Annotated in this window: 19 protein-coding genes and 1 pseudogene; 7 read left to right on the top strand and 13 right to left on the bottom strand. The window is 64.9% G+C overall.

Going from position 1 to position 15,528, the window contains the following annotated elements; all coding sequences use genetic code 11:
- Nucleotides 1-15: 15 nt before the first annotated feature.
- Nucleotides 16-615, top strand: coding sequence for a DUF4142 domain-containing protein (locus I2488_RS10175; RefSeq protein ID WP_196275696.1), 600 nt, complete (start codon nt 16-18; stop codon nt 613-615).
- A gap of 4 nt (nt 616-619) precedes the next feature.
- Here I2488_RS10175 and I2488_RS10170 read toward each other — a convergent pair whose 3' ends face one another.
- The 8 genes from I2488_RS10170 to I2488_RS10135 form a co-directional block, all read right to left on the bottom strand.
- On the bottom strand, nt 620-922 hold the full coding sequence (locus tag I2488_RS10170; protein ID WP_196275695.1) for an alkylphosphonate utilization protein: 303 nt from the start codon (nt 920-922) through the stop codon (nt 620-622).
- A 53-nt stretch (nt 923-975) separates the two neighbouring features.
- Nucleotides 976-1,725 (bottom strand): sulfite exporter TauE/SafE family protein, encoded by a 750-nt coding sequence (locus tag I2488_RS10165; RefSeq protein ID WP_196275895.1) that lies wholly within the window; start codon nt 1,723-1,725, stop codon nt 976-978.
- A gap of 5 nt (nt 1,726-1,730) precedes the next feature.
- Nucleotides 1,731-2,135, bottom strand: a complete 405-nt coding sequence (locus I2488_RS10160) for a DoxX family protein (RefSeq protein WP_196275694.1) — start codon at nt 2,133-2,135, stop codon at nt 1,731-1,733.
- Complete coding sequence (locus tag I2488_RS10155) at nt 2,132-2,566, bottom strand: cupin domain-containing protein (RefSeq protein WP_196275693.1); 435 nt, start codon at nt 2,564-2,566, stop codon at nt 2,132-2,134. The genes I2488_RS10160 and I2488_RS10155 overlap by 4 nt, the downstream gene beginning before the upstream one ends.
- Before the next feature lie 35 nt (nt 2,567-2,601).
- The gene (locus tag I2488_RS10150; protein ID WP_196275692.1) at nt 2,602-2,955 is read right to left on the bottom strand and encodes a hypothetical protein; all 354 of its coding nucleotides are present in this window, start codon (nt 2,953-2,955) and stop codon (nt 2,602-2,604) included.
- Nucleotides 2,956-2,974: 19 nt separating this feature from the next.
- Nucleotides 2,975-3,133 carry a hypothetical protein gene (locus I2488_RS10145; RefSeq protein ID WP_196275691.1) on the bottom strand — a complete coding sequence of 53 codons (159 nt, stop codon included), beginning with the start codon at nt 3,131-3,133 and terminating at the stop codon, nt 2,975-2,977.
- 111 nt (nt 3,134-3,244) lie between these two features.
- Nucleotides 3,245-4,081 (bottom strand): 2,3,4,5-tetrahydropyridine-2,6-dicarboxylate N-succinyltransferase, encoded by an 837-nt coding sequence (gene dapD / locus I2488_RS10140; RefSeq protein ID WP_196275690.1) that lies wholly within the window; start codon nt 4,079-4,081, stop codon nt 3,245-3,247.
- A gap of 46 nt (nt 4,082-4,127) precedes the next feature.
- Entirely contained in the window at nt 4,128-4,817 is a 690-nt protein-coding gene (locus tag I2488_RS10135) for a pyrimidine 5'-nucleotidase (protein ID WP_196275894.1), read from the bottom strand.
- 95 nt (nt 4,818-4,912) lie between these two features.
- Between I2488_RS10135 and I2488_RS10130 the strand changes: the two genes are divergently transcribed.
- Nucleotides 4,913-7,234 (top strand): S8 family serine peptidase, encoded by a 2,322-nt coding sequence (locus tag I2488_RS10130; RefSeq protein ID WP_281390057.1) that lies wholly within the window; start codon nt 4,913-4,915, stop codon nt 7,232-7,234.
- A 61-nt stretch (nt 7,235-7,295) separates the two neighbouring features.
- Here I2488_RS10130 and I2488_RS10125 read toward each other — a convergent pair whose 3' ends face one another.
- From I2488_RS10125 to I2488_RS10115, 3 genes are all read right to left on the bottom strand, one after another.
- Nucleotides 7,296-7,781 (bottom strand): hypothetical protein, encoded by a 486-nt coding sequence (locus tag I2488_RS10125; RefSeq protein ID WP_196275689.1) that lies wholly within the window; start codon nt 7,779-7,781, stop codon nt 7,296-7,298.
- Nucleotides 7,782-8,001: 220 nt separating this feature from the next.
- The gene (locus I2488_RS10120) at nt 8,002-8,451 is read right to left on the bottom strand and encodes a hypothetical protein (protein ID WP_196275688.1); all 450 of its coding nucleotides are present in this window, start codon (nt 8,449-8,451) and stop codon (nt 8,002-8,004) included.
- 102 nt (nt 8,452-8,553) lie between these two features.
- Nucleotides 8,554-9,675: a PQQ-dependent sugar dehydrogenase gene (locus tag I2488_RS10115; protein WP_196275687.1), complete on the bottom strand. Its 1,122-nt coding sequence runs from the start codon at nt 9,673-9,675 to the stop codon at nt 8,554-8,556.
- Nucleotides 9,676-9,724: 49 nt separating this feature from the next.
- Between I2488_RS10115 and I2488_RS10110 the strand changes: the two genes are divergently transcribed.
- The 3 genes from I2488_RS10110 to folP all read left to right on the top strand — a co-directional run bounded on the left by I2488_RS10110 (nt 9,725) and on the right by folP (nt 12,875).
- Nucleotides 9,725-10,315, top strand: coding sequence for a ribonuclease HII (locus I2488_RS10110; protein ID WP_196275686.1), 591 nt, complete (start codon nt 9,725-9,727; stop codon nt 10,313-10,315).
- A 207-nt stretch (nt 10,316-10,522) separates the two neighbouring features.
- Nucleotides 10,523-11,665 (top strand): site-specific DNA-methyltransferase, encoded by a 1,143-nt coding sequence (locus I2488_RS10105; protein WP_281390056.1) that lies wholly within the window; start codon nt 10,523-10,525, stop codon nt 11,663-11,665.
- Between the two features lie 106 nt (nt 11,666-11,771).
- Nucleotides 11,772-12,875, top strand: a complete 1,104-nt coding sequence (folP, locus tag I2488_RS10100; protein ID WP_196275685.1) for a dihydropteroate synthase — start codon at nt 11,772-11,774, stop codon at nt 12,873-12,875.
- Between the two features lie 9 nt (nt 12,876-12,884).
- Here folP and I2488_RS10095 read toward each other — a convergent pair whose 3' ends face one another.
- Together I2488_RS10095 and I2488_RS10090 are read right to left on the bottom strand one after the other, a co-directional pair.
- On the bottom strand, nt 12,885-13,652 hold the full coding sequence (locus I2488_RS10095) for an SDR family NAD(P)-dependent oxidoreductase (protein WP_196275684.1): 768 nt from the start codon (nt 13,650-13,652) through the stop codon (nt 12,885-12,887).
- Between the two features lie 19 nt (nt 13,653-13,671).
- Entirely contained in the window at nt 13,672-15,090 is a 1,419-nt protein-coding gene (locus I2488_RS10090; protein ID WP_196275683.1) for a sigma-54-dependent transcriptional regulator, read from the bottom strand.
- Nucleotides 15,091-15,258: 168 nt separating this feature from the next.
- Here I2488_RS10090 and I2488_RS10085 point away from each other — a divergent pair, with 168 nt between their 5' ends.
- Both I2488_RS10085 and I2488_RS10080 read left to right on the top strand, forming a co-directional pair.
- Entirely contained in the window at nt 15,259-15,381 is a 123-nt protein-coding gene (locus I2488_RS10085) for an aa3-type cytochrome c oxidase subunit IV (protein WP_196275682.1), read from the top strand.
- Between the two features lie 19 nt (nt 15,382-15,400).
- Nucleotides 15,401-15,528 (top strand): annotated as a pseudogene (locus I2488_RS10080) (NAD(P)(+) transhydrogenase (Re/Si-specific) subunit alpha); the annotation flags it as partial.

The following is a 15,528-nucleotide window of genomic DNA, read 5'->3' as shown; positions in this document are numbered from 1 at the left end:
GATCCGGAGTATGCCATGGCTGTTCGTGCCCCCTTGTTCCTGCTGCCCGCCCTTCTGCTGGGCGCGTGCAGCAATCGTGATGATGATGCCTCGGCACCGTCCACAACGGCAGCTGACGACAGTGCGGCGGCAACGGCCAGCATAGCACCGCCGGATGCGTCTGGCGCGGTGGCGGGCACGGAACTGCCACTCACCGGGCAGGCCTTTGCCGACGCCATGGCGGCGAGCGACCGCTTCGAACTGGAAAGCGCAAAGACCGTCCAGTCGGCCGGCGCAACCGGCGCTGTGCGCGACTTTGCGCAGATGATGATCAAGGACCACCAGGCATCCTCGAACGATCTGCGCAAGGCGATCGGTCAGGTCGACAAGGTGAAGCTGGACGACACGCCCGACATGACGGCGGATCAGCAGGCGATGCTGGCCGAACTCAAGGCGGCGCCGAAGGCTCAGGCAGCAGATGTCTATGCCCGCCAGCAGGTGGCGGCGCACGAGAAGGCCCTGGCGATGCTCCAGACCTATTCGCAAAGCGGCGATGCCAAGCCGCTTATGGATCTTGCGGGCAAGACGGCGCAAGTCGTGAGCCAGCATCTGGAACACGCGCGCCGCTTGCCGTGATGGCTCAACGCTTGCGCACGAATTCCGCGCGCAGGACGAGGCCCTTGATGCCGGGGTACTTGCAGTCGATCTCCTGCGGGTCCCCGGTGAGGCGGATCGACTTGATCAGCGTACCCTGCTTGAGCGTCTGCCCCGCGCCCTTGACCTCGAGGTCCTTGATCAGCGTGACCTGATCGCCATCGGCAAGCAGGTTGCCCACGGCATCGCGCACTTCAACCGTGCTTGCCGCAGCCTGCTTTGCCGCGAGTTCGGACGCCGGCATCCATTCACCGCTGTCCTCGTCATAGACGTAATCGTCGTCGCTCATGCCCAATACCCCGTTGCGTTCCCTTGTCGGGTCCCCGTGGCAGGTTGCGTGGATTAAAGCGAGTCGATCATGAGTTTGCCGCCGAGCATGACCATGAGCAGGTAGATGATGGTGTAGAAGCGCTCCGGCTTGAGCACGCGGACCACGCGGACCGAGATCAGGGTGGTGACGATGGCGAGGGGGACGAGCAGGGCTGCGGCGACCAGCACGTCATGGGTGAAGGCGCCAAGCATGACGTAGCTCGGCACTTTCAGCCAGTTGATCGCGGCGAAAAGAATGCTATTGGTGCCGGCGTAAGTCAGATGCGGCAGCTTGCGGGGTGTGACCCACATCTGGAACGGCGGGCCTCCGGCGTGGGCGACCTGGCTGGTGAAGCCGGTGGCCATGCCGAACAGCGCACCGACCCACCCCGGCGACGTTGACGCTGCGACGACGCGATTGCCGCGCTCGATCCACAGGCGATAAAGGCCGAACAGCAGGGTGATGCCGCCGAGTACGCCCATCAGCGCTTTCTCGTCGACGCTCGCGGCTATTGCCCAGCCGATGCCGATGCCGACAACCGCGCCGGGCAGCATCCAGCCGACGATCCACTTGTCCCACGCATGGCGGAAGGACCACACGCTGACCACGTCCTGCACGATCAGGATGGGCAGGAGGATGGCTGCGGCAATCGATGGCGGCAGGACTAGCGCGGCGACGGGCGTGCCAAGGGCGCCGAGGCCGGAAAAGCCGCCCTTGGCCATGCCGACGAGAATAACAGCCACCGCGCAGGCGGCGAGAGTTGCAGGATCGGAAAGGAGCATGGGGTCTATCGGGTCCGCGGCTGCCACGGCCAATCGGTGACGCCACCGGTCCACAGCGCGAGCCAGACGAGCAGCGGTTGCGCGAACATGCGCGGGACGTGATAGGCGAGGCCTGCGCCGTGGCCGGGCTTGGCCATGTCGAGCGCAAAGTGGTTGATGTTCGCCGGAAAGACACAGACGGCGTAGAGCGCGAGGCCTGTCGCCGCCGCGCGGCGCAGCGGCAGGGACATGCCTTGGGCGAGGCCGATGGCGCCGAGCAGTTCGGCTATGCCTGTCCAAAACACCACCGCTTGCGGTGCGGGAACCCACGACGGCGTGATCGTCAGGAACGGCGCGGGAGCGGCGATGTGAATGATGCCCGCGGCAAAGTAGAACAGCGCCAGTATCCAGCGGACGACTTGCCGGGTCATGCGCCCGGCTCCCAGCCCGGCGGGGCGAGCGTGAACCCGCTGAAATCGAACCCGGGCGCGACGATGCACGATACGAGCGCGTAACCATGATCGCCCGGGAGCGGTTCGGCAGCCTGCCATTGGCCTGCGGGGACGACGCCCTGAAAGCTGTGGGTTGCAGGATTGCTGCCCAGATGATGCGTGGTCGGCGCTGTCGCTTCATCGGGCGCGATGTGTAGCGCCAGCGGGTCGCCCGACTGCCAGATCCAGATCTCGTCGGCATCGACGGCGTGCCAGTGCGAGCGTTCCCCCGCTGGCAACAGGAACAGGATCGCGGTGCTGGGGGCGCGTTCGCCATCGGCTGCAGAAGCGCGCCAGGTCTCGCGAAACCAGCCGCCTTCGGGGTGTTGCGACAGATTCAGCGCGGCGATGATGTCTTGCGCGGTTGGCATCGGCGGACGGTTGCGCGGCAGGGGGGCTGTGTCAATCACCAGTGCGCGGGCGTAAGCTTGAGGGAGATCGCAGGAACGCTGGTCCAGCCCAGCGCTGCGATGACGTCGTTGCTTTCCTTTGCCGCGCGGCCTTCGGCAAGGGACCAGGTAATGTGCCATGTGCCGCCGCCAGGGCGGTGCGTGGTTCCGTCGATGGCGACGACATAGGCTTCGACGCCTGAGCCGTCATCGGCACGTCCGATGATTTGTGCTGTCGACACCGGATCAGGAAGGCCGGTTCCCGAGACTGACAAGGTTACATGGTCCGCCACCGCGATCTCATAGCGCGGGGGAAGGGCGGCAAGCAGGGTGTCGCGCTGGTCCCGGTCCAGCTTCCATCCCAGTGTCATGCCGCCCCCGATAATGCGGTTACTGGGGCGTCGTGAGTGCCCCGGTGACCCAGATGATCGTCAATGCACCGATCGCGAGGACCAGGCTGATCAGCAGGACCCAGCGAACCACGTTGAGGCCTTCGCCGCCGCGCGCCTCGTTTGTGGTGATGTGCGTTTCTTCGCCTTGGCGTTCCATGGCGCTTCTCCTTTCGGTAGAACCGTGATTGCGGAGTCTACGCGCGGGGAAGCGGCACGTTCCGGTCTTGCCCGCATGGACAGGACCGGAATGAGGGTTAACCTGGGTGAATCAATCGCGCAGGAGTTCGTTGATCCCGGTCTTGCTGCGGGTCTGCGCGTCGACCGTCTTGACGATGACGGCGCAGTAAAGCGAGGGGCCGGGGGTGCCATCGGGCAGCGGCTTGCCGGGCATCGCGCCGGGGACGACGACGGCATAGGGCGGGACGCGGCCGATGTGGACTTCGCCCGTGGCGCGGTCGACGATCTTGGTCGACGCGCCGAGGTAGACGCCCATCGACAGCACCGCGCCTTCGCCGACGATCACGCCTTCGGCCACTTCCGAACGGGCGCCGATGAACGCGCCGTCCTCGATGATGACCGGGCCAGCCTGAAGCGGTTCGAGCACGCCGCCGATGCCGGCGCCGCCCGAGATGTGGACGTTCTTGCCGATCTGGGCGCAGGAGCCGACCGTCGCCCAGGTGTCGACCATCGTGCTTTCATCGACGAAGGCGCCGATGTTAACGAAGCTCGGCATCAGCACCACGCCCTTGGCGATGTGTGCGCCCTTGCGCGCCACGGCGCCGGGGACGACGCGGAAACCGGCATCGCGGAAGCGGGCATCGTCCCAGCCGGCGAACTTCGAGGGCACCTTGTCAAAGGCAGGTGCGCCGCCCGAGCCGTTCTCGATCACGGCGTTGTCATTGAGACGGAACGAGAGCAGGACGGCCTTCTTGAGCCACTGGTTGACCTGCCATTCGCCGTTCACCTTCTCGGCGGCGCGGGCCTTGCCGCTGTCAAGCAGCTCGAGCGCGGCTTCGACCACTTCGCGCACGGCATCGCTGGCCGGGGTGACATTGGCGCGGTCTTCCCAGGCGGCTTCGATGGCGGCTTGCAGCTGGGCGGTCATGGCGTTTCTCCGTGGCGGTCGGGTATGGAACAAAGTTGCGTGGCGACTAGCCCAGCGATGCCGGATCGGCAAGCGCCGCAATCGTATGATCGAGCCACGCCGCGACGTCATCGCTGACTACGTCGATGGCGGCGTCGTCCTTGGCGCGATCGCCCCAATCGGTGGCGAGATCCAGCCACACCGTCTGCATGCCGAGCGCCTTGGCCGGGGCGAGGTTGCGGGCCATGTCCTCGACGAAGACGGAGGTTTCGGGGGTAATGCCAAAAGCCTCGATCATGCCGGTGTAGGCGGACAGTTCGGGCTTGGGCTTGTAGGCCATCGCATGGATGTCCCACATCGCTTCGAAGCTGCCTGAAAGATCGAGCGCTGCCAGCACCTTGGCGGCATAGGCATCGTCGCCGTTGGTGAAGAGGACCTTGCGGCCCGGCAGCGCGGCGAGCCTGTCGGCAAGGCGTGGCGCTGCGGCCAGCGGGCTCATGTCGATATCGTGGACGAAGCCGAGGAAATCGTGCGGATCGGTGGCGTGGTAGTGCATCAGGCCGGACAGCGTGGTGCCGTGATCATGGAAGTACAGCTTCTGCACGCGCCGCGCTTCCATGGCGTCGCATCCGAGCAACTGCTGGATGAACAGGCCCATCCGCTGGTCGATCTGGTCGAACAGGCGGGTGGAGGGCGGATACAGCGTGTTGTCGAGATCGAAGATCCAGCAATCGACGATAGTGGGATCGAAGGCCATTTGCGTATTCCAGTCCGGAACTGTGTCATTCGGCATTTACCCCTCCGGCGTTATCAGCAAGACTTGGACAAGGCTACCGAAGCTAAGGTGCGGTGATGGCGGGATTTCGCGGGGTGGGCCACGTGGCTGTTGTCGCGCTGGCCTTCGGGTTGACGGGGTGCGGAGGAGGCGGGGGTGTTTCGAGCACGCCCGCGCCGGCACCAGCTCCGACTCCAACGCCCACACCTGCCCCAGCGCCCACACCCACGCCAACCGCGACGAACTTCGACACGGCCGAGTTTCGCAGATCCGATGGGCCTTCGCTCCACAATGCGATTACGGCATGGCAAGCGGGCGCTTCCGGTGCGGGTACGACGATTGCTGTCGTCGATTCCGGAATCAACACCGCGAATACCGAGTTTGCCGGTCGGATTTCATCAGCCTCCCGCGACGTTGCCGGCTCGCGCGGGCTGGTCAATGCCGATGATGACCACGGCACCCAGGTTGCGCTGACGGCGGCGGCGGCGCGCAACAATTCAGGCATGATGGGCATCGCCTGGGGCGCGACGGTGCAGATGCTGCGGGCGGACACGCCGGGATCGTGCTCCGGCACCGACGGCTGCAGCTTCTCGGACGAGAACATTGCTGCGGGCATCGATGCCGCGGTGGCGGCAGGCGCGCGGGTGATCAACCTTTCGCTGGGGGGCGATCCGGGCAACGCGACCTTGCGGGCCGCCGTGGGGAGAGCCGCCTCGGCGGGCGTGGTCGTGATCGTCTCGGCAGGGAACGAGGGCCAGAGCACCGATCCGGCGATTGATCCTGCCAATCCCGATCCGTTCGCGGTCTCCGTGCTGCAGGCAGGTAGCGGCAACGTGATCATCGTCGGCTCTGTCAATTCGAGCGGCGCCGCATCCGATTTCAGCAACAAGGCCGGGACGTCGGCCGCATCGGTGCTGATGGCACAGGGCGAGGAGATCTGCTGCGTCTATGAAGGCAGCACGATCAAGACGACGACCAATGCGCAGGGGACGTTCGTTACCGTCGTCAACGGCACGAGCTTTGCCGCCCCGCAGGTATCGGGTGCGGTGGCGTTGCTGGCACAGGCCTTTCCGAACCTCACGGGCACGCAGATCGTCGACCTGCTGCTGCGCAGCGCGCGCGATGCCGGGGCGACGGGTACGGACGCGATTTACGGGCGCGGCATTCTGGATATTGCGCGGGCCTTTGCGCCGCAGGGATCGACAGGGCTGGCAGGGACGCAAGTGGCGGTTCCGCTTGATAGTCTTGCGGGCACGACCAGCGGGGCGATGGGGGATGCCTTGAGCGGGGCATCGCTCGGCACGGTGATGCTGGACGGATACCAGCGGGCTTACAAGCTGAACCTCGCGGCGGGCTTGCGCGTCGGGCAGTCTCGCCTGCCGTTACACGAGGCGCTGGCCGGTGGGGGCAGGCCGGTGGCGATGGACGCTTCAGGTTTTGCGCTGGCGTTCACGGTGGACCGGCGCTTCGGCGCGGTGCCCTTGCGGCTTGCGCTGGGCGAGCGTCAGCAGGCGCGGGTTCTGGCGTCGTCGGTGGTTACGCGGCTTGATCGCTCGCTCGATCTGGCGCTGGGTTGGAAGGTCAGCGCCGAGAGCCTCACTGCGCGGTTGCAGCAGCGACACGAGCCGGAGTTCCTTGTTGCGGGCGTGGCGAGCGGGGTGTTCACCCGGCCCGAGACGGGGATGGCGGCGCGCTATCGGCTTGGACGCCTCGGACTGACGGTTTCGGCGGAGCGCAGCGTGCTGGTGCGGCCTGATCCGTTGCGCGAACGGCGCGAGGATCGGATGACGCAGATCGGCTTTGCGCTCGATGGCGGGCAGGATGGGGCGCTCGATTGGCGGCTCGGCCTTGGCCTGATGCGCGAGGAGCGCACGGTGCTGGGCGCGCGCTTTGCCGATGCGCTGGGCGGCGGCGGGGCGACGACGGCGACAGTTTCGCCGGGGTTTGGCTGGCGGTTCGGCCGTTCAAAGGCCGGAGGGGGCTGGGCGCTGGGGGCGACGGGCAGTCTCGGCTTCACGCGGATCGACCGCGGTGCGGTGGCGACAGGCGGTTCAAGGCTGGTCTCGTCATCGTGGAGCGTCGATCTTTCGCGCGAGGGCGTGCTGGCGGGTGGAGACCGACTGGCCTTGCGCGTCTCACAACCGCTGCGGGTGGAGCGCGGCGGGCTGGAACTGAACCTGCCAGTGGCGTGGGACTATGCGACGCAGAGCGCCACTTTCGCTCGCGTGCCGCTGTCGCTGGCGCCGAACGGGCGTGAGCTTGACGCCGAGCTGGCCTGGGCGACGGCGCTGTGGGGCGGCGATGCCTCGGCCAGGGTGTTCTTCCGCCGGGAGCCGGGGCATTTTGCCGGTGCGCCGGATGATGGTGGGGTTGCGGTGAGGTGGTCGCGGGGGTTTTGAGGGAGCTAGGGAATTTGGGCCAAAGACCATTTAACGACCGGATTGGGTGGTTGGCAGCCGTTCAACCACGAGCCCTATCGCTAAGCACTGCCGCTTCCAAAAACCCCTTTGGGTCTTGCACGAAGCGAGTAGCGGGAGACTGCATTATTGCGCGAATTACGGCTTCGTCGGTAGGTTGAACGATGCCACATTCGCTGCTTGCGAAAACACACCCGAGTTTCCGGGCGATAGCACAGATGCCGCTAATCAAATGGATAGATAGATCAGCGGCGTTCAACCGATATTGGACAGACTCGATGCCGTGACTGCTCAAGAATACCTTCACGTCATCTTTTCGAACATCGCCCCAAATGCGCAGACTGTCGCTCCACGAAACAGCTTCCGGGAGCAGTCTGTTGAGCCAACCGAATAATCTCCCAGCATCTTCGCTCGACAGATCCAATGGAATTGCATCCAGTTGGTCTCGACGTAGCCGGATCACCGCGGTCCCTTCGACGGTGGCAGCCGATGCGGGAATTAGATCAAGGGAGAACTGCCACAGCGCCATTACCGAAGCTTACCATTACACAGGATGTCCACAAGTGGGCGTTAGCGGCCGTCCGTCCGGCTTGCATGAACCAATGTCCGCTTTCGGCAAGCGACAGCGAAGGTTGTAGCGGCTGCTTTGGTGTGGGAAGCTGTCGGACCAGCTCTGACGAAGAAACTACTGCTACCGGCCTGCTTTGAGTGGGTCGCTGCGGCGACAACGGAGGGGAAAGTGACTGTGATCACCGCACCCAAAGCAGTTTGGCGTCTTGAACGATGAACCGGCGACCTGAATAGAAAGTCCAGTCGACTCCGATACATTCGCAAATCAACCTCTCTCCAAGGTGTTTTGCAAGCACTTCGTTGTTATACTCTGCGTCAAACGATGTCCTAACCGACGTGTTCATCAAATCAGGGGTGACCATCTTCGTTAGATCGTGCTCTTCGAGCAAATAGTAGCCGTAGTGCATTTCCCACCCAACGACAAAGCGCATCGTTACGGGCGGTGTAATCCGCAGCGCCTCTTTGCGAGCTCGATTCAACTTGCGCGACAGGCTGGTACGAAACGCCGTAGAATCTGGATCGACGATGGCTGGGGGACGCGGTGGAGGAGGAACACGAGCAATTCCGGTGTGCGCCGCCATCAGAAGCAGCGCTAAGCCCAAGAATGATCGATAAGGTTTTCCTTCCATCAGGTCAGACTACCTATCTCAAGAAGTGTCTGCAACTGGGCGAAAGCGGCCATTGAATGCTTTCAGGCCCAAGGACATTGTCACCGACGCCGTCGCCTATCCTCACCCCTTCGGCACCAAATGCCTTAACTTCGCGCCCTCGCCGTCTTCCAGCACATAGAGCGTCCCATCCGGCGCCTGCTCGATTTCACGGATGCGGTTGCCGAGGTCTATGCGTTCGAGTTCCGTCGCCTTTTCGCCGTCGATCTTGACGCGGACGATACCGCCTGCGCCAAGGGCGGCGATCAGGGCCTGGCCTTGCCATTGGGGGAAGGCTCTGCCGGTGTAGAAGATCATGTCGCCCGGCGCGATGACCGGGTTCCAGCTGATTGCGGGCTGGGCGAGGTCGGGGCGGGTCTTGTTGCGGGGGATCGGCTTGCCGTCGTAGTGGTCGCCGTCTGACACAAGCGGCCAACCGTAATTCTTGCCGGGTTCGACGTGGTTGATCTCGTCACCACCGGCGGGGCCGTGTTCGATGTCCCATAGGCGGCCATCGGGCGAAAAGGCGAGGCCGAGCAGGTTGCGGTGGCCCCAGGACCAGATCTGCGCCGCAACGCCGCCCTTGCTTTCGAATGGATTGCCAGGGGCGGGGGTGCCATCGGGCAGGAGGCGGATGACCTTGCCTAGGTTGGCGTTCAGGTCTTGTGCAGGCGTGAACTTCTGCCGCTCGCCCGAGGAGATGAACAGGTACTGCCCGTCCGGCGAGAAGGCGATGCGGTGTGAGTAGTGGCCGCGCCCGGTGACCTTGGGGAACTGCCGCCATATGACGCTCAGCCCTTCGAGGCGGGGCGCATCGCCCATGACCAGCTTGGCGCGGGCAACAACCGCACCGCGCGTGTCGTTTGCGCCCGCCTCGGCCCAGCTGAGATAGACCATGCCGCTCTGCGCGAAATCGGGCGCGGCGACGACATCGCCGAAGCCGCCCTGTCCGCCGTAATCGACGGTGGGCGAGCCGGAGACATCGACGGTCTTGCTTGTGCCTTCGGTCCAGAGCTTGAGCTTGCCCTTCTTCTCGGTGATCAGCGCCTTGTCGGTGCCGGGCAGGAAGGTCATCGCCCAAGGCTCGTCAAAGGTCGCGACATCGGTGATCGCGATGCCCGCTTCCGCCGGATCGGCCCCTTTGGCGGAACAGCTTGCGAGGAGCAGGGCGAGAGGCGATAGCGAGCGCAGGATCGGATTCGTCATGCAGGCCACAATGCCCTCAGATGCCAGTTGTGCCACCTCCTTTTCGTCCATGGTCACCATCGGCGTGGACGAGGCGGGGCGTGGGCCATTGGCGGGGCCGGTGGTGGCGGCGGCGGTGGTGCTGTGCAAGCCGCGGCCTTCGGGCCTCGATGACTCCAAGAAGCTGAGCGCGGCGCGGCGGGCGGAGCTGGAAGACAAGATCAAGCGGCGCTGCCGCTGGGCGGTTGGCGTCGTCGAGCCCGACGAGATCGACCGCCTCAACATTTTCGGCGCAACCATGCTGGCGATGACGCTGGCAGTGCAGGCGCTGTGTGAGCAGATGGCGCATGACGAAGGCGTGGGCGAGGTGCTGGTCGACGGCAACCTGACGCCGTATGGTCGCCGTCCGGAATGGTGCTGGCCCGCGCGACCGATCGTTGGCGGGGATGCGCTGGAGCCGTGCATTTCTGCGGCCTCGATCATAGCCAAGGAACACCGCGACCGGATCATGCGCGAGGCAGCGCTGGCGCATCCGCACTACGGGTGGGAGCGCAATGCGGGGTACGGCACGCCCGAGCATCTGGCAGCGCTGCGCGAACATGGACCGACGCCGCTGCACCGGCGCAGCTTTGCCCCGGTGGCGCAGTTGCAGTTGCTCTGACGAAAAAATTTGGCGCTGAGTCCGTCCGGGCACACCACTAGATGTTGAGTCTTGTTGCGACTCCTAGACTCAACATGTCGAAAAAGACTCTTTCTGTTCTCATCCTGAACCCCGCGCGACTCGCCGGATTCTGGCGAGTCGCCGCTTGACGGCGAGTCTCCGATGACTCAAACGGTGGCCTTATCCACAAGGGGTCAGGGACTAGATATGGCAGTTGCAGTCAAGGAACGCGCTAAGGCTCTTCGCGCGGCGCCGGCAAAGGTGCTGAAGGCGGATGTCGCGCTTCCGGTGAACCAGATCCTGCGTGGTGATTGCATTTCGGAGATGCGCAAGCTGCCCGATGCCTCGATCGACATGATCTTTGCCGATCCGCCCTATAACCTGCAACTCGGTGGTGATCTGGCGCGTCCCGATGGCAGCCATGTCGATGCGGTGACCAACGACTGGGACAAGTTCTCCAGCTTTGCGGTCTACGACCAGTTTACCCGCGAATGGCTGACCGAGGCGCGGCGCCTGCTCAAGCCCGATGGTTCGATCTGGGTGATCGGCAGCTATCACAACATCTTCCGCGTCGGCACGATCCTGCAGGACCTGGGGTTCTGGATTCTCAACGACATCATCTGGCGCAAGGCCAACCCGATGCCCAACTTCAAGGGCACGCGCTTCACCAACGCGCACGAGACGCTGATCTGGGCGTCGAAGAGCGAGAAGTCGAAGTACACCTTCAACTATCGCGCGATGAAGACGCTGAACGACGAGTTGCAGATGCGCTCGGACTGGGTGCTGCCGATCTGTTCCGGCCCGGAACGCCTGCGCCGCAATGGCACCAAGGCGCATCCGACCCAGAAGCCCGAGGCGCTGCTCTATCGCGTGATGCTGGCGACGACCAATAAGGGCGACGTGGTGCTCGATCCGTTCTTCGGCACCGGCACGACCGGCGCGGTGGCCAAGCGCCTTGGCCGTGACTGGATCGGCTGCGAGCGCGAGGACGATTACATCGAGGTGGCGCAGGAGCGCATCGAACTGGCGCTCCCGCTCGACGAAAGCGCGCTGACGACGATGCAGTCCAAGCGCAGCGCGCCCAAGGTGGCGTTCGGGGCGCTGGTCGAGAGCGGGATGCTCACGCCGGGCACTCGGCTGACGGCCAAGAAGGGCAAGTTCGAGGCGGTGGTGCGCGCCGACGGTTCGCTTCAGGCCGGCGCCGAGATCGGCTCGATCCATGGCCTTGGTGCGAAACTGCAGGGCGCGCCTTCGTGCAATGGCTGGACGTTCTGGCATGTCGAGCATGAGGGCGAGGTCAAGCCCATCGATGCGCTGCGGCAGCTTTATCTGCTGGCCGTCGAGGACTAGGCTCTGAGGTAGCAATGCGCCCCCGCGCAGGCGGGGGCCTCGGTGTTCTGGCGGAACATCTCGCGCATGATCGCACGAGGTCCCCGCCTTCGCGGGGACGCAAACAATGAAGGTTTACATCCGCCCGATCGGCCTGACCGACAGTCCGCAGTCGGAAGAGGGCGAGGCGATCCGGTTGGGCGGCGGGCTGGTCTATGCCAGCCGCTTTGCGCTGATCGTACGCGACGGCGGGAGGGTCATTTCCCGCCAGCGCTTTGGCGCGCCTGAAATGCAGGCGGCGATTGCGGCGCTTCCCGATGCGCTTGCGGCCGATGCCGCCGAACAGTGGGCCAGCCTGCGTGCCATCCATTCGCCGATTGCCTGCGGGCAGCGGATGTTGCGGCTCGACCAGCCGGTGGTCATGGGCATTCTCAACGTGACGCCGGACAGCTTTTCGGACGGTGGCCAGTTTCTCGACAAGCCTGATGCGGCGTTGGAACATGCCCATGCGATGCTTTCTGCAGGCGCGGCGCTGATCGACGTGGGCGGGGAATCCACTCGTCCCGGTGCGGCTGCGGTTTGGGAAGGCGACGAGGTCAAGCGGGTTGTGCCGGTGATCGAGCAACTGGCGGCGGCAGGTGCCGCGATTTCTATCGACAGCCGCCGTTCGACGGTTATCGAGGCGGCGCTGGCGGCGGGGGCGCATATCGTCAACGACGTATCAGCCATGCGCCATGATGCGCGGACGGCGGAAATCGTGGCGCAATCCGGGGCGCCGGTCATGCTGATGCATGCGCCGGGGACCGATGGCGATCTCCATGCCGATGGCAGTTATGTCGACGTCGTGCTCGACGTGTTCGACGCCTTGCGCGAGCGGCGTGATGCGGCGCTGGCGGCGGGGATCGCGCGGGAGAAGATTATGCTCGATCCCGGCATCGGCTTCGGCAAGTCGCTGGCCGAGAACCTTGCGCTGATCAACGCCTTGCCGCTGTTCCACGCGCTTGGGCAGCCCATCCTGTTCGGAGCGAGCCGCAAGCGGATGATCGGGGCTCTGTCAAACGAAGTTCCTGCGCACCAGCGCATGGCGGGCTCGGTGATGCTGGCGCTTAAGGCGATGGATGCCGGGTGCCAGATGGTGCGTGTGCACGATGTCGCCGAGACGGTGCAGGCGCTCCACGTATGGCGCGGCCTGCGCGATGCGGCGTTGACAGACTTCAGCCAGCTTGTCTGACCGTTTCGCCTAGAGCGAAACACCGCCGTCGCTGACGAGGCAAGTGCCGGTGATCGTGGCGGCGGCATCGGACAGCAGAAAGCCGATCTGCGCGGCGACTTCATCGGCGCTGGCGAAGCGTCCCAGCGGCGTTGCATCCTTTGCCATGGCGGCCAGAGCTTCGGCACGTCCGCCGTGTTGCTCGACAAGCGGCGCGAACCATTCGGCGCGATCCCAGATACCTGTGTCGACGCCGCCCGGCGCGATGGCATTGATGCGCACGCCGTACTTGGCGGCCTCGGCGGCGGCGACCTTGGCCAACTGGATCGTCGCGGCCTTGGAGGCGGAGTAGGCCGCGGTTCCGGCGGCAGCCTTGATGCCCGAGACCGAGGCCGTAAGCACGACTGCGCCACTTTGTGCCCTTTTCATTGCGCGCAGGGCTGTGCGCAGCGACAGGAACATGCCGTCGAGATTGACCGACAGCGTCTTGCGCCAGGCGGCGATGTCGAGGTCGGTGATCTCGCCGTTGGTGGCGATGCCGGCGTTGAGCACGGCGAAGTCGATCTGCGGTACCTCGCGTTCGAGCAGCTTCCACAGTGACGGATCGGACACGTCTCCGCCGATTGGTTTGACCTTGCAGCCGAGGTTGAGGTGGTCGAGCGCAGGCCGGTCTATGTCGACCAGCACCAGTTCGCCGATCCCTTGCGCGTCGAGCCAGCGTGCGGCAGCAGCGCCGATGCCCGAGGCAGCGCCCGTTACGAGCGCGACGCGCCCGGCGAATTCCTTGGTTCCCGTCATGCCGTCAGGCTAGCGCGGGTCAGGCGGCGTTGTCGATGCCCAGTTCCGAAAGCTTGCGGTAAAGGGTGGAGCGGCCGATGCCGAGGCGACGGGCGACTTCGGTCATGCGTCCGCGATAGTGCCCGATAGCGAGGCGGATCACGTCGGCCTCGATTTCCTCGAGCGGTCGCAAGTTGCCATCGGCGGCAAACAGGGTGATGCCAGCGCCATCGGTGACGCTGGGTGCGGGGCGGCTCGATTCCCCGATCATGCTGGAAAGGTTGGGGAAGTCCTGCGCGGTGAGGGCTTCGCCATCGCAGAATACGGCGGCGCGGAACAAGGTGGCCTGCAACTGGCGCACATTGCCCGGCCAGTCATAGGCGGAAAGTAGTGCCAGCGCGCCGTCGGTGATGCCAAGTGGCCTGAGACCGGGCTGCTCGCCGATCCGCGCAAGGAAGTGCCGGGCGAGGGCAGGAATATCGCCCGAGCGTTCGCGCAAGGCCGGCAGCAGGACCTGCGTGTGGCTGAGCAGTGCATGCAGATCCGCGCGGAAATCGCGGGTCTCGACGAGATCGCGAAGACCGGCGTTGGCGCAGGCGATTATCCGCACGTCCACCCGGAAGGAATGGCGCGCGCCGATGGGCTGGACGTCGCCACGCTCGAGGAAGCGGATCAGGCGTTCCTGCACGGTGTCCGGCAGGCGATCCACTTCGTCGATCACGAGCGTGCCCCCATCGGCGTGTTGCAGCAGGCCGACGTGCCGTTCGAATGCCCCGGCGAAGGCACCTTTTTCGTGCCCGAACAGGGCCGATTCGACCTGGTTGGCAGGCATGCCGCCGATGTTGACTGTCCTGAGTGCGGTGCGGCTGCGGGGGCTCGCGGCGTGCATTGCGCGGACCAGCATTTCCTTGCCGGTCCCGCTTTCGCCTTCGATCAGGACATTGCCGTGCGTGCGCGCAGCCTTGGCCGCAACGGCGAGCGCGGCGCGGAAGGCAGGCGCAGCGCCGATCATCGAATCGAAATCCAGCGCGGCGCCGAACTTTTCGGTCAGAGGCTGAAGTTCGACGGCATCGCTCTCCCGCGAGGTCGCGCTGCGCAGCGCCTGCAGCAGGCGTTCGGGCGCAACCGGCTTGATCAGGTAATCGGTCGCGCCAGCGCGCATTGCCTCGACCGCGAGTAGCGGCGAACTGCTGGTGGTCAGCATCAGGATGGGCAGGGCAGGGCGGCGGGCCTTGAGTTCTGCGATGAGAGCGCAAGCATCATCGCCTGGCACCCATTGATCCAGAATGATCGCGCCGAGCTGCATGCCCTGGCGCGTGCCGAGCGTCGCGATGGCGCTTTCCGAATCGCGGGCGATGACCGTGCGCCAACCCTCCCGCGAAGCCAGCGCCGAAATCAGGCGGCACTGGGCGGGTTCGTCGTCGATCAACATGAGAAGGCGCTGTTCGGGCTCGTGCATGACCTAGTACTTTGACTCCCCCGCAATAACGTCAGGAGCCATGCACTAGCCGGATTGGGTAAAGAGCCGATTAAGCGCGATGAAGCCGCTCTGCACTTGAGCGCAGGGGCGGCCATCGCTAGAGCATGCGCGTCGCGCCCGCAGTGGCGCATGGATTTGGGGAAGAAAATGGCTCCTGCAAACGACATCAAGGCCGCAAAGGCCACCTACAGCGGTTTCGTGAACATGGTGAAGTGGGCCACGCCGGCGATTTGCGCGCTGGTTTTCGTGGTCATCCTGGTGATCCAGTAAAAGCGCCGTGGCGGGGGCAATGAAGATCGCCGTCCTTCGGGAACGGGCGACGGGGGAGAGCAGGGTTTCGGCATCGCCGGAAACCGTGAAGAAGTTCATTGCCCTCGGGGCCACGGTGGCTGTCGAGACCGGGGCGGGCATTACCGC

The organism is Novosphingobium jiangmenense (assembly GCF_015694345.1).
Classification (GTDB): Bacteria; Pseudomonadota; Alphaproteobacteria; order Sphingomonadales; family Sphingomonadaceae; genus Novosphingobium; species Novosphingobium jiangmenense.
The sequence above is the reverse complement of the archived record's forward strand: the minus strand, read 5'-3'. Positions and strand labels throughout refer to the sequence as shown.

Excerpts from the sequence above, each read along its gene's own strand:
- I2488_RS10175 (WP_196275696.1), top strand. The coding sequence starts at position 16 with ATGGCTGTTCGTGCCCCCTTGTTCCTGCTGCCCGCCCTTCTGCTGGGC.
- I2488_RS10170 (WP_196275695.1), bottom strand. The coding sequence starts at position 922 with ATGAGCGACGACGATTACGTCTATGACGAGGACAGCGGTGAATGGATG.
- I2488_RS10165 (WP_196275895.1), bottom strand. The coding sequence starts at position 1,725 with ATGCTCCTTTCCGATCCTGCAACTCTCGCCGCCTGCGCGGTGGCTGTT.
- I2488_RS10160 (WP_196275694.1), bottom strand. The coding sequence starts at position 2,135 with ATGACCCGGCAAGTCGTCCGCTGGATACTGGCGCTGTTCTACTTTGCC.
- I2488_RS10155 (WP_196275693.1), bottom strand. The coding sequence starts at position 2,566 with ATGCCAACCGCGCAAGACATCATCGCCGCGCTGAATCTGTCGCAACAC.
- I2488_RS10150 (WP_196275692.1), bottom strand. The coding sequence starts at position 2,955 with ATGACACTGGGATGGAAGCTGGACCGGGACCAGCGCGACACCCTGCTT.
- I2488_RS10145 (WP_196275691.1), bottom strand. The coding sequence starts at position 3,133 with ATGGAACGCCAAGGCGAAGAAACGCACATCACCACAAACGAGGCGCGC.
- dapD (WP_196275690.1), bottom strand. The coding sequence starts at position 4,081 with ATGACCGCCCAGCTGCAAGCCGCCATCGAAGCCGCCTGGGAAGACCGC.
- I2488_RS10135 (WP_196275894.1), bottom strand. The coding sequence starts at position 4,817 with ATGGCCTTCGATCCCACTATCGTCGATTGCTGGATCTTCGATCTCGAC.
- I2488_RS10130 (WP_281390057.1), top strand. The coding sequence starts at position 4,913 with ATGGCGGGATTTCGCGGGGTGGGCCACGTGGCTGTTGTCGCGCTGGCC.
- I2488_RS10125 (WP_196275689.1), bottom strand. The coding sequence starts at position 7,781 with ATGGCGCTGTGGCAGTTCTCCCTTGATCTAATTCCCGCATCGGCTGCC.
- I2488_RS10120 (WP_196275688.1), bottom strand. The coding sequence starts at position 8,451 with ATGGAAGGAAAACCTTATCGATCATTCTTGGGCTTAGCGCTGCTTCTG.
- I2488_RS10115 (WP_196275687.1), bottom strand. The coding sequence starts at position 9,675 with ATGACGAATCCGATCCTGCGCTCGCTATCGCCTCTCGCCCTGCTCCTC.
- I2488_RS10110 (WP_196275686.1), top strand. The coding sequence starts at position 9,725 with ATGGTCACCATCGGCGTGGACGAGGCGGGGCGTGGGCCATTGGCGGGG.
- I2488_RS10105 (WP_281390056.1), top strand. The coding sequence starts at position 10,523 with ATGGCAGTTGCAGTCAAGGAACGCGCTAAGGCTCTTCGCGCGGCGCCG.
- folP (WP_196275685.1), top strand. The coding sequence starts at position 11,772 with ATGAAGGTTTACATCCGCCCGATCGGCCTGACCGACAGTCCGCAGTCG.
- I2488_RS10095 (WP_196275684.1), bottom strand. The coding sequence starts at position 13,652 with ATGACGGGAACCAAGGAATTCGCCGGGCGCGTCGCGCTCGTAACGGGC.
- I2488_RS10090 (WP_196275683.1), bottom strand. The coding sequence starts at position 15,090 with ATGCACGAGCCCGAACAGCGCCTTCTCATGTTGATCGACGACGAACCC.
- I2488_RS10085 (WP_196275682.1), top strand. The coding sequence starts at position 15,259 with ATGGCTCCTGCAAACGACATCAAGGCCGCAAAGGCCACCTACAGCGGT.